The following is an 11,673-nucleotide window of genomic DNA, read 5'->3' as shown; positions in this document are numbered from 1 at the left end:
GTATTTACTCAGTTAGATAATAGTATGAAGGAAGCTAATGATTTAAGAATACTTAACTATCTTACGGAGAGAATTCATTGTTTTCAGTATTAGATTTTAATTTACAGAATTCACATTTCATTTTCTTAATTAGGATTGATTGAGTTACAATTACCAACCTCCGGAAGCTCCACCACCACCAAAACCTCCGCCACCGCCGGAGAATCCGCCAAAACCTCCAAATCCGCTTCCGCTGCTGCTTCTTCCGCTTCCTCCGAGCATACTTCCCAGAAAGATCATCGGTAATAAACTTCCTCTTCTCCCTCGTCTGCGGGAAGAACCAAGAAGCATCATCATCACAAAGATGATCAAGCCGAACGGGATTTGTGCTTTTTTGGATTTCTTTTTTGATTGTTGGAATTTTGCTATCTCTTCATCGGAAATTTCAAATTCTTTGGAGATCAGACCTGCCATTGCCAGCAGTCCGTTAGAAATTCCCTTGAAAAAACTTCCTCTTTTGAATTCAGTAACGATCAGATTCCTGATGATGTAATCCGATTTAAGATCCGTTAAGATATGTTCCAAACCATAACCGACTTCGATCCTGACTTTCTTCTCTGCCAACGCGACCAGCAATAAAGCTCCATTATCGTATTCTTTCTGACCGATCTGCCATTTTTCTACAACTCGAATCGAATAATCTTCCAGGTTTTCTCCTTCTAATGAGGGAATTGTCAATAACACGACCTGGGAAGAAGTTTTTGCTTCCGTTTTGCGTAAGCCCGTTTCTAATTGCGATTCTTCGGAAGAATTCAATATTCCGGCATAATCATTGATCCTTCCTTTCAGTTTGGGAACATCCAATGCAAAAACCGGAAAATAATTAGCAACGAACAAAACGAACAAAACAAACAATTTTATATTCTTCATAATTATTTCTCCAGGATTTCGATGTCGTCTTTGAGTTCGTTTTTATCATCCGGTTCTATAGGAAAATGTGCAGACAGCAATTCTCCGCATTCGGTTATCGAATCACTCAGGTTCTTAACAAGAGTATCTTCTTTCACACCTTTAATAATATGAGCAACGATGGAATTCCATTTTTCTTTGGGAATTTTCTCGCTTATCCCTTTATCTGCCAGAAGTTCGACTCTCCTTTCCAAAAACGAAATAAAGATCAAAATACCGGTTCTGTCTTTCGTATCATAAACTCCGGATTCCATAAAATAGCGAACCGCTCTTTCATTCACTTTCTGCTGCATTACTTTTTTAGGGATGATCAACCTGTCGATAAAAGATAAATTTGCCAGGAAATAAAAGATCGAGATTACCAAAAATGTGGAAAAGCCATAAAAAATAAGAAGATAATTATTGGAATATTCCCAGAACATATTCCTGATAATACTTTCGATACTTCCAGCGAAAAACATCATTATAAAGAAATAGATGAAACCGCAGATCACAGCAAAAGTTAGTTCATAGATCGCATAATCATAACTTTCTTTGATGATGGCAGTTGCGATCTCTCCGGAAGTTTTGCTTTCTGCTTTACTTACGGCTTGTTTGATCTTATCTAATTCTTCTTTGGTAAACTTTATTTTGGACATTATTGCTCCTTTTTCTTGTTCACGGATTACACGGATTTAACGGATAAAATGAATTAATGTTAATCCAACATTCCGAATATTTTTTGATTTTCTTTTTAGAGAATTTCAGAAAATATTATCAGATAAACTCACTTAAGTCAAGTCAGCTAAAGCAAACTTAACTCAAGTTCTGTTAATCCGTGTTTATCCGTGTAATCCGTGAGCCATAATTTTTAAAACTCAACTTTCGGTGCCGTCTCTGCTCCTTCGGTTGCCTTGAAATACATCTTTTCCGTGAATCCGAACATATTTGCCAGAACTACTCTTGGGAATCTCTTAATGTAAACATTATACATTTGAGCGGCTTCGTTAAATCGTTTGCGTTCGACTGCTATCCTGTTTTCAGTTCCTTCGAGTTGACTCTGCAAAGCCAGGAAATTCTGATTAGCTTTTAATTCCGGGTACTTTTCCATAACCACCATCAATCGCTGTAAAGCTCCGCCAAGAGTGCTTTGTGCTTGCTGGAATTTCTGGAACATGGCTGGATCATTCAGCACCTGTTCGGAAATGTTGAAAGTTCCGCCTGCTTTAGCTCTTGCTTCCGTAACCGCTGTAAATGTCTCTTTTTCGTGTTCAGCATAACCCTTGACTGTATTTACCAGGTTCGGTATCAAATCATATCTGCGCTGATATTGGTTTTCCACCTGGCTCCATTTTGTTTTCACTCCTTCATCCAAAGTAACCATCATATTGTAAGAGTTTTTTCCGTAAGAATATAACGAAATAGCAATTATAATGATGACAGCTATTACAACGAAACATCCTATTTTAAATTTTTTACTCATTCTGGTTCCTCCTGTTTCTCATTAGAAACAAAAATCAAAAAACATAATAAACACACAAGATTTTTATTTAATCAGAGAAAATTAATTTCAATAAGTTAAGACATTTTAAATAATTTACCTTGACTTTATAACAAAAAAAAATTGTATATAAAAAAAAATAAAACTAGAAAGTAAGGAAAAATATGATTATTGAGATTATATTTAGAAATAAATAAAACAAATATGAGTCCACTCTAAAAAGGCAATAATTTGGAATATGTATGAAATTTTACCCGAAATTTGGAAACTGATGAATCGGTTAATAACCTCTATCTTCTTATTAACCACCAACTTAAGTTGGTGGTTAATGAAACAGGAAAAAGTATTAACCGTTTTAACGGTTTCTAATTTTATTGAATTTGACCTTTATAGAGTAGACTCAAATATTATTATCCATTAATATTAGAGGTTGTAAATGAAGAGGAAATTTTATGATGAATATTGAAAGCAAGATCACACATCTACAAAATAAATCAAGGGGTACATGGGAAAAAAAATTTAACGAATTGCGTAAATGGATAAAAAAATACAACAGATATCCAACAAAAGAAGAAAATTCCAATCTGTATTTATGGATTAGTACACAAAGAAATCTGCGGAAAAATTCAAAAATAAATAAATATCGGAAAAATAAACTTAACTCTATAAATTTTATTTGGAACCAGCATGATTATAATTGGCATAAGAAATATAAGCAACTTTCTGATTTTAAAAAAGACAAAGATTATTGGCCAAAACAAAAAAATAAAACAGAACCTGAACACACATTAGCTGTATGGATGCTGGATACGAGAATAAAATATAAAAAGAATAAATTAACAGAACATCAACTGGAATTGTTAAATAGAATTGGATTCCCATTAAAAAACCTTATCAGAAGGAGATGGGAGACATTTTATGGAAAATTAACAAACTGGTTGAAAACATATAAAGAATTTCCCAATTATTTAGGAAAAAGAAAAGATGAAAGGAATCTTTATATTAATTGTTTATATAAATATAATAAATATGTAAATAATAAGCTTGAAGATTATCAAAAAAAACAACTGGATTTAATTGGTTTTTCCAAATTCAAAGAAGTTAATGAACAAATAAAGAGAGATGTTATAAAAAAACGGAGTTTTGAAATATGGGAGAAAAATTATAAAAATCTATATCACTTTGTAAAAACGGCAAAACGATTACCGGAACCAAAGTATGAAAAGGAAAGAAAATTATCTTACTGGATTTGTAAACAAAGATCAAAATATAGAAAAAATGAACTTAATCAATTTCAAATAAAAAAACTGAATGAACTAAATATTTTTTTTGGAACTGATACAATTTCTTTAATGGTTTCTAAATTAATTAATGAATTGAAAATATTTAGGGAAAGAAATCCGAATAGATGGCCTACTGTTTCCCAAAAAAGAAAAAGAGATGAAAGACTTTTGGCAAAAAAATTACATTATTGTCGAAATAAATATAGAATTAATAAATTATCCAATGAGGAAATCCAACTGTTTGAAAATATGAATTATTCTCTAAAACAGACTACTCCACCTTACAAGTCATTTAACGAGAGAATAATCGAAATTAACAAATTGAAAAAAAAGTATGGAAAGATAAAAGTTTCTGGGGATACTGAATCAAATTCTGTTTATCAATGGATAATAAAACAAAGGAAAAAGTATAGAAACGGAAAACTTACTGATGAACAAATTGCTATCTTGAAAAAAAACAATTTATTAGAAACTAAAAGAGTTAATTCTTAATGATAAAACTGATGAATTATAAAAAATGGAAATGTGAGGAGGTTTATTTGTGAACTACCAAAAATTAGCCATCGAAAAAGCGGATTCACTCGGTGTCGAATATGCTGACATCCGCATCCAGACAACTCATTCAGAAGTAATTTATCTGCGGAATTTGAGTTTAAAGAATACACGGGATAATGTCATTCGCGGTTACGGAATCAGAGTTCTTAAAAACGGAGCCTGGGGATTTGCACATAGCAATGTTTTTACAAAAGAAGCAGTGATCAAAACTGTGGAAAGAGCATACAAAATTGCCCTGAATTCAGCGAAGATCAAGAATGGAGAGGGAATCAAACTTGCAAGCGAACGCAGTTACATCGATTCTTACCGAACTCCGGTAAAGATCGATCCGTTCCAGGTTCCGCTGCGGGAGAAAGTGGATCTGATGCTGGAAGTGAATAAAACCATGCTCAACTTTCAAGAGATCAAGCAGGCGATGTTCTTTGTCCATTCTCAAACAGATGACAAAATATTTGCATCAACGCTCGGATCGAAACTTAATATTTCCACAACCTTTGTTGCTCCCATGATTACTGCTACTGCAGTTACTGAAAATGACAGTCAATCACGATCTTTCCAGAGCGGAGGACAGGCAAAAGGCTGGGAAATGATCCTGGAAAATAACTTTCTGGAAAAGGCTTCTTTTCTGGCAGAAGAAGCGATCATCAAAGTAAATGCTGAATCTTTGAAAGAGGAAAAACGGAGAGACCTGCTCCTCGATCCGGTACACTTGTCCCTGACAATGCACGAATCTGTGGGTCATCCAACCGAACTGGATCGAGTTCTCGGATGGGAAGCTGATTTTGCGGGAATTTCTTTTGCTACTCCTGAAAAATTAAAGAATTACAAATACGGTTCTGAAATCGTGAATTTGTCTGGTGATAACACTTTGGAAGAGGGATTGGCAACTGCCGGATACGATGACGACGGTGTTCCCGGACAAAAATGGCAGATCGTCAAAAACGGCATTCTGAACGAATACGGAACAACTCGCGAAACTGCCCCTTTTATTGGAGAAAAAATGAGTCGCGGCTGCAATCGAGCCACCTATTATTACGATTTCCCGATCAATCGTATTCCGAACCTTTATCTGGAACCGGGAGAAAAACCACTCACACCCCAGGAACTCATTTCCGATACGGAAGATGGAGTTTACATCGAAGGTCAAGGTTCTTTCTCTATTGATCAGCATCGAGAAAACTTTCAATTCGGCGGAGATATGTTCTGGGAGATCAAGAATGGTAAGAGAGTGCGACCGCTGAAAAAGATCATCTACAAATCCAACAATCCCGAATTCTGGAACAGTGTAGATGCAATTTGTGACAAGCGTTTTTGGAAACCTTTCGGTGTCGTAAACTGCGGGAAAGGACAACCGATGCAAGCAGGAAGGATGACGCACGGAGCATCTCTGACTCGATTCAGAAAAATTCGTGTGGGAGGTTCACAATGATAGATATATTTGAAAAAGCCGGAAAATTCATTAAACAAAATTGCACTGCAGATGATTTCGTTCTCCGCATAAACCGTTCCGATTCCCATAAGACCAGATTTGCTCAAAATGCGATAACTCAACACATCGACGGTTCCAATTTTTCCGCAGGATTGAATGTTGCTTTCGGGAATAAAACCGGAACCGCTTCTATCAACCAGATCGATGAAGATTCTCTAAAACATATTATCAAGACAGCAGAGGAAATCGCAAAATTGAATCAGCCGGATCCGGAATTCGTTCCTTCAGAAAGGAAACACAAATTACCTGTTGTGAACAATTTCTCCCAAAATACTTTTGCAATTCCAGTTGAAGAAATGGTTGATAACATCAGAAAGTGTGTAAAAAATGCAAAATCAAAAGATGCTGTTTTATCAGGGATTACGAGTAAAAATCTATGGGGATCTTATCTCATCACAAAAAATGGTTTTGAAGGATTCGACAAATTTTCGTCATTTTCCCACTCGATGACCTTGAAAAAAGATACAGTGGAAACCAAAGTATCCCGAGCAATGAAAGATTATAAACTTTTCAACCTGAATAAAGAGATCGAGCAATTGAATTCGCAATTCGATTCTCTGGGAAAACCCCAGAAAACAGCACCTGGAAAATACAATGTGATCTTACGCCCGGCAGCAGTGGATAATCTATTTTCTTTTTTTTATTGGATGATGAATATGCGCGATGCTGATGAGGGTGTGAATCCTTTTACTGGTCAGCTCGGGAAGAAATTCTTCGGAGACAAATTCACTTTGAGATCAACGATCGATGACAATTCTCTTATCTCTCCCAAATTCGGGAATGAAGGACTTCCGAACCAAAACATAAACTGGGCAAAGAATGGAATTCTCAAGAACTTGCCTACAAGCAGATATTATGCACAACTTAAAAATCTGAAACCTGTTTCGTTTTCCAATTTCGTTATCGACGGTGGGAATACGACTGAGCAGGAAATGATGAGTTCAGTTGATTCCGGTTTGATCATTAATAATTTCTGGTACATCCGATTTATCGATAAAAAGAAAGGTGAACTTACCGGAATGACGCGTGATGGTGTGATGTATTTTGAAAACGGAAAGATAAAAAATTCAGTCAATAATTTCCGGTGGAACGAAGTCCTGCACGATGTTACCTGCAGAATACTTTCCTTGGGACCAAGTATTCTGAAAGACAGTTATACAAAAGTTCCAACGATGCTGATCAGGGATTTCAATTTCGTGGATACGAGCAGTTTTTAAAAGTTGCTCACGGATTTTCAAGGGTGGGGCGGATAAGAAAAAAAGTAAGCAACGAATTCATCTTCGTTTTAAACTTTGACGGGACAAGCAAAACGAACAAAGGAAAAGTAAACACCGATATTGTAACACATTTTTGCAAAATGTGAAATTAGACTGGACTTCATCCGGCTATGGACGGACGGAGTTCTGTCGAAATGTAAATTCGAGGATTAATTCCACAGAGTTCAATTCTGTGTTACTCTATCCCTTTCAATCCATCAATCAAACGACTGCGTTTTTCCTCATCTGTAAGTTTATCATTACGATGAAAGAACATTTTCTTCCATCTGCCATGAATCGGATTGGGCAGAATGATAAACTTCCTACCAAATTCGGCTTTATACTGATCAACAAGTTCTTTCCTGTGTTGGATGTGATCTCCGTAAAAAATCTGGGAAAAATCAAGAAGGTTATCACCAATCAGAAGAATTAATTCATATCTTTCAGAAATTGAATCCCTTCTTTCGGTCTTGTCGGAAATTTTGTTCTGCCGCATCAGAAGGTGTTCTTTATTAACTTGTGGAAATCCAAGTTTGTTTAGATTATTTAAAGTAAATTCTCTATATTTATCATCTCTATTTGTGATATAAAATATTTGGAATCGGAGATTGTCCGCTTTTTGCAAAAATTCCAAAGCACCAGGAACTGCTTCTGCTTTTTCCTTTTTTATCCAATATTCGAACGATTCATTAAAATCTTCATTCTTGATTTTCTCTGCTCGATAGAAGGAATTATCTAAAATTGTTTCATCAACATCCACCACAATTGCTTTTGTTGTAGCATTTTCTTTTGCTTCCATAATTCTCGTTTCAGCAAGGTTGTAGGCTTGATAACACAATGCTCGATATTCTGCAGCAGTCTGCTGCCACAAAACAGAAGTGAGGTATTTTTCTTCATTGATCTTGACTGCATTTAAACAAATGAATGACAGAAAAATAAAATATACGATTATTTTTCTCATAAAATCCCTGCCTTGATTTTTTTTTTTGCAATAAAAAAAGATACTTGGATTTTGGCAATGTTTTCTCTCTATTTCTAAATAATTTAGTAAATGAAAAGAGTCCCCCAAAATTTATATTGGAAGACTCTTTCGTTTGTACCAGGAGAGAATTTAAGTATTTTAAATTCGAAATCAGAAATCTGTATTTAGAAGTTCATATTACTTCTTCCTGTTTTTCGATTATGGTTTATCACTCACCACAACGCGAAAGAATTTCATATCTTCACCTGTGAGAGGATAATCGTAATCCAGATCCGTTGTTGTTTCTAAATAAGTCGTTTCATCACAATCAAATTCCGGTGAGTTTGACGCATAAATTTTATACCAGATGCCGTTTATTTCCGGGTAGTGATTTCCCTCGAAAGTTCCGTATTCCACTTCTTCCCAGGATAATCGCATAAAACTTCCGTTCTTCGCGATCACTGCTCGCGTTTCATCAGGAGGAATATTATCGAGTGAATAACCTGAATCAGGTTCGGACTCGTAATATTCATAAAGGTCGTGATAGATCACTTTGAAGGTCGAGTAATGCGTATCGGTTTCAGATGAATCTGCCAGAGTAGGAGCAATGTAGGAATATTCATCATACTGCAGAGCAGGAGTTTCTCCGATGTAAGTCCAAACTTCGTCTTCTCGTTGCCAGAAGTATGTTTTGTTAGGATTCTGACGCGATAACTCGATGATTGTGTAAGGCTCGGAGTAAATGTTTGGAAAACTTTCAGTACGAAGAGTTTTCTGTTTAGAAGTTCTTTTTTTAGATGAAATCGTGCTCTGATCTTTTCCCAACAAAACAACTCTGAAATCTTCATCTAATCTCCAGATCGAGTAATAAGTATCGATGGCATATTCATCATCATATCCGCATTTATTCCAGACGATTTGCACTTCTCTCCCTTGATCATCAGGAACATCGTCGATGGAAGTTATGATTGGAACTCTGATATCGAGTTGAGGAAACAAGAAACCGAGAAAACCATCATAATCAGTATCAGTAACCGAACCTTGCACTCTTTCGGCAATTGCTGTAGTTACGGAATATATTCCGTTTGTTTGCTGTCCGCCGGCAGCATTGAAGGAGCATCTTTCGAATTGATAATCAGCAAAAAGGGTGAAAGTGATGGTCATGCTTAAAATAAAAAAGAGCAGGTTTTGTAGTATCATCGACGCCCGTGTGATTTCTTTTTTTTTCTTGGAATCGCGTGGGGACGATGGGGCTGCTGTATCATCGTCATCTCGACGGTTTCCCTTTAATATGCCAATCGAGCTGAAAGAGAAATCGCTTTTATTGTTATCTTTCGGGAATGATTGATTGAATTTTTCTTTTCCCATCGGGACGATGGGGATACTGATAGGAGAACGAATATTTTTATGTTTCATGTTCGATTCCTCCTATTTGCAATTTACATAAACTTTGATCTTGTCTTTTCCATTGGAGTCTTCGAGGGCTTTACCGACAATTCCGGTTGTCCAGAGATCATCTGTTCTTTGGATTTCTCTTACTTTTCCATCAGTTTCGGAAACGGTTACTTTTTTTCCTGCTTTGATATTAGAGTTTTTAATGACTTTTACTTCAGCTTGCCCAAAAACGATAATGGAAAGGTAATCTCCATTATTTACATTTCCTTCGTCAAAACGAAGACTTTTTTCAATTTCGGTTTTATCATCTTTTAATTCCCGGATATCTTCATTTAGTTTAACTTTATAAGCAACTACACCAATCACAGCTTCGGAATTATCTTTACTTGCTTTGGTAACATTTATGATCGCTAGATCGTCTTCCCCGAGATCGACTTCATCAATTCCACCGGAAAGGCTGACAATATCTCCTGCTTCCAAAACGGAAGAACCTGTATTCTTACCATAAGTGCGTGAACCGGTTTCGGTTAGATATCTGCATTGGATATCATCTGTAGTATAAACACCCCATTCATGGCTGCTGTCTGTTGTATTTGCATCGACACCGTTAACATCACCGTTTACATCGATTCCGTCATAATTTGCTGAATTGACATAAAGACCATTATAACCAACAGAAGAAATGTAAATTCCTTGTGCTCCCGTTGAGCTGATAAACATACCCGAATTACTACATGATCCAATCACAATACCATAAGAACCAGCAGAATCTATATCTAATCCGTTACCATTCGCTAAATTGACATGAAATCCGTCCTCCTCTGCAGATTCGATAAGAATTCCATTTATATCAGCCTGTCCCACATAAAGTCCGTTTCCTTCCGCTCCAGCAACTTCAAAACCATTGTCATCTGAACTTTCCGTAGATGTCGAAGGATTACCAGCTTGCCCAACACGAACACCATCTTGTCCGGCATTATTGATGCGAACACCTTGCGAACCAGCATTGCTGATCCATAAGCCGTGTCCTCCTGCGTTATAAAGAACATAACCATGATCAGAAGCATTATTGATTTTCATACCATAACTACCGGTTGATTCTATGTAGATTCCGTCATCACTTGTAGAATCGATATACATTCCATAATCTCCGGCATTTTCAATATGAATTCCATCATTTGTTGTGTTATAAATATGAAGACCATCTACATCTGCTTGCCCGACAAATACACCGTTTCCTTCTGCTCCGGCAACTTCAAAACCATTTGATAAAAGATTGGATTGAGTTGTAGAAGGTGATCCGACTGATTCCACATAAAAACCATCATTTCCTGTAGAATCAATTATCACTCCTCGATGTTCGGTATTTTGAATGTTGATACCGATTCCCGCTTGATGAATATCAATTCCCGCTCCATAATTATTGGCATTGATAATATGGAATGTTCCGTCCGTCGAGTTTGCATACATTGTATCCGGTCCCGCTTTATGAACATAAGTTTCATCATAAATTCCGGTAATTCCGGTCAGGTTGGAACCGTCTCCATAAAAAGCAGTTGCGGTCAAATCACCGGTGATATTTACATTTCCAAATTCATCCTGCTGAACAAGATCACCAAGATGAGCTCCTTCCAGAGAATAGGCATAATTTGCCGAATCAGCAACAATAGCAGAAACCGAGTAGTATGAACATAATGAGGAATCAGAGTAAATTGATTCTTCCGAAATGAGGGAGTATGGAACTGAAAGAATCTGCTGACGCGGAGACATCTCATCTCCTCCCAATTGAAAAGTGATCCACAATTCCGATGCGTCAAAAAGACCTTCCGGAAAAGCAGTGTCGCTTCCTAATTCCACAGAAAATATTCCATCTACAATTTCAACGGAGTTCTGATATTCACTCCAAACAATCGAACCTGTGAATTCATCATCATAAATTATAAACTGGATGATTTTAGTGTCATTAACCGGTTCTCCGTTCTCATCTTTTAATGCTCCTTGGAAATTGATGGTTGCGGGAACATCGGCAACCAGACTGCAAATTCCAAATATTAAGAAATAAGCAGTTAAAATAAGATTCAATGTTTTCATTGTTTCCCTCCTTGTTTTTTCGGAAAAGAATTCTGCAATTTGGATGCCAAATTAGTTTTTATGCTTTCAACCGGTTCGATAATATTATTTATTTTGTTGATGAATAAGGAGTTAAAGTGAATGTATTATTTTGATAAGATTCTTGTTACTATTTTCGAAATGTTATTTTATTAAAAAATCTGTCTGCCTAATTATACGGTTATGTAAAATTAAAT

At 36.3% G+C, this 11,673-nt stretch carries 9 protein-coding genes; 3 read left to right on the top strand and 6 right to left on the bottom strand.

Features of this window, described 5'->3' with window-relative positions; genetic code table 11:
* Positions 1–150: 150 nt before the first annotated feature.
* From ENL20_00390 to ENL20_00380, 3 genes are all read right to left on the bottom strand, one after another.
* Complete coding sequence (locus ENL20_00390) at positions 151–909, bottom strand: hypothetical protein (GenBank protein HHE37019.1); 759 nt, start codon at positions 907–909, stop codon at positions 151–153.
* A 2-nt stretch (positions 910–911) separates the two neighbouring features.
* Positions 912–1,586, bottom strand: coding sequence for a TPM domain-containing protein (locus ENL20_00385; protein ID HHE37018.1), 675 nt, complete (start codon positions 1,584–1,586; stop codon positions 912–914).
* A gap of 212 nt (positions 1,587–1,798) precedes the next feature.
* A complete protein-coding gene (locus ENL20_00380) occupies positions 1,799–2,410 on the bottom strand; it encodes a LemA family protein (protein HHE37017.1) in 612 nt (203 codons plus the stop codon).
* A gap of 470 nt (positions 2,411–2,880) precedes the next feature.
* Here ENL20_00380 and ENL20_00375 point away from each other — a divergent pair, with 470 nt between their 5' ends.
* From ENL20_00375 to ENL20_00365, 3 genes are read left to right on the top strand one after another with little or no spacing between them, the layout of a single operon-like run.
* On the top strand, positions 2,881–4,203 hold the full coding sequence (locus ENL20_00375) for a hypothetical protein (GenBank protein ID HHE37016.1): 1,323 nt from the start codon (positions 2,881–2,883) through the stop codon (positions 4,201–4,203).
* Positions 4,204–4,252: 49 nt separating this feature from the next.
* The gene (locus ENL20_00370) at positions 4,253–5,695 is read left to right on the top strand and encodes a TldD/PmbA family protein (GenBank protein HHE37015.1); all 1,443 of its coding nucleotides are present in this window, start codon (positions 4,253–4,255) and stop codon (positions 5,693–5,695) included.
* Positions 5,692–6,972: a TldD/PmbA family protein gene (locus ENL20_00365; GenBank protein ID HHE37014.1), complete on the top strand. Its 1,281-nt coding sequence runs from the start codon at positions 5,692–5,694 to the stop codon at positions 6,970–6,972. Before ENL20_00370 ends, ENL20_00365 begins: the two co-directional genes overlap by 4 nt.
* Before the next feature lie 235 nt (positions 6,973–7,207).
* On the opposite strand, the gene ENL20_00360 is transcribed toward ENL20_00365, so the two are convergent.
* The 3 genes from ENL20_00360 to ENL20_00350 all read right to left on the bottom strand — a co-directional run bounded on the left by ENL20_00360 (position 7,208) and on the right by ENL20_00350 (position 11,458).
* Positions 7,208–7,972, bottom strand: a complete 765-nt coding sequence (locus tag ENL20_00360; GenBank protein ID HHE37013.1) for a 5'-nucleotidase, lipoprotein e(P4) family — start codon at positions 7,970–7,972, stop codon at positions 7,208–7,210.
* A 219-nt stretch (positions 7,973–8,191) separates the two neighbouring features.
* Positions 8,192–9,388 (bottom strand): hypothetical protein, encoded by a 1,197-nt coding sequence (locus ENL20_00355; protein HHE37012.1) that lies wholly within the window; start codon positions 9,386–9,388, stop codon positions 8,192–8,194.
* 12 nt (positions 9,389–9,400) lie between these two features.
* Positions 9,401–11,458 (bottom strand): hypothetical protein, encoded by a 2,058-nt coding sequence (locus tag ENL20_00350; protein HHE37011.1) that lies wholly within the window; start codon positions 11,456–11,458, stop codon positions 9,401–9,403.
* Positions 11,459–11,673: the final 215 nt, after the last annotated feature.

Source organism: Candidatus Cloacimonadota bacterium (genome assembly GCA_011372345.1).
GTDB lineage: Bacteria > Cloacimonadota > Cloacimonadia > Cloacimonadales > TCS61 > DRTC01.
Note: the sequence above shows the minus strand (reverse complement) of the source record. Positions and strands in the feature narration are given on the sequence as shown.

Bases quoted from the DNA above. Each gene is read 5' to 3' on its own strand.
- ENL20_00375 (HHE37016.1), top strand. From the start codon at position 2,881: ATGATGAATATTGAAAGCAAGATCACACATCTACAAAATAAATCAAGG.
- ENL20_00365 (HHE37014.1), top strand. From the start codon at position 5,692: ATGATAGATATATTTGAAAAAGCCGGAAAATTCATTAAACAAAATTGC.
- ENL20_00390 (HHE37019.1), bottom strand. From the start codon at position 909: ATGAAGAATATAAAATTGTTTGTTTTGTTCGTTTTGTTCGTTGCTAAT.
- ENL20_00350 (HHE37011.1), bottom strand. From the start codon at position 11,458: ATGAAAACATTGAATCTTATTTTAACTGCTTATTTCTTAATATTTGGA.
- ENL20_00360 (HHE37013.1), bottom strand. From the start codon at position 7,972: ATGAGAAAAATAATCGTATATTTTATTTTTCTGTCATTCATTTGTTTA.
- ENL20_00385 (HHE37018.1), bottom strand. From the start codon at position 1,586: ATGTCCAAAATAAAGTTTACCAAAGAAGAATTAGATAAGATCAAACAA.
- ENL20_00355 (HHE37012.1), bottom strand. From the start codon at position 9,388: ATGAAACATAAAAATATTCGTTCTCCTATCAGTATCCCCATCGTCCCG.
- ENL20_00380 (HHE37017.1), bottom strand. From the start codon at position 2,410: ATGAGTAAAAAATTTAAAATAGGATGTTTCGTTGTAATAGCTGTCATC.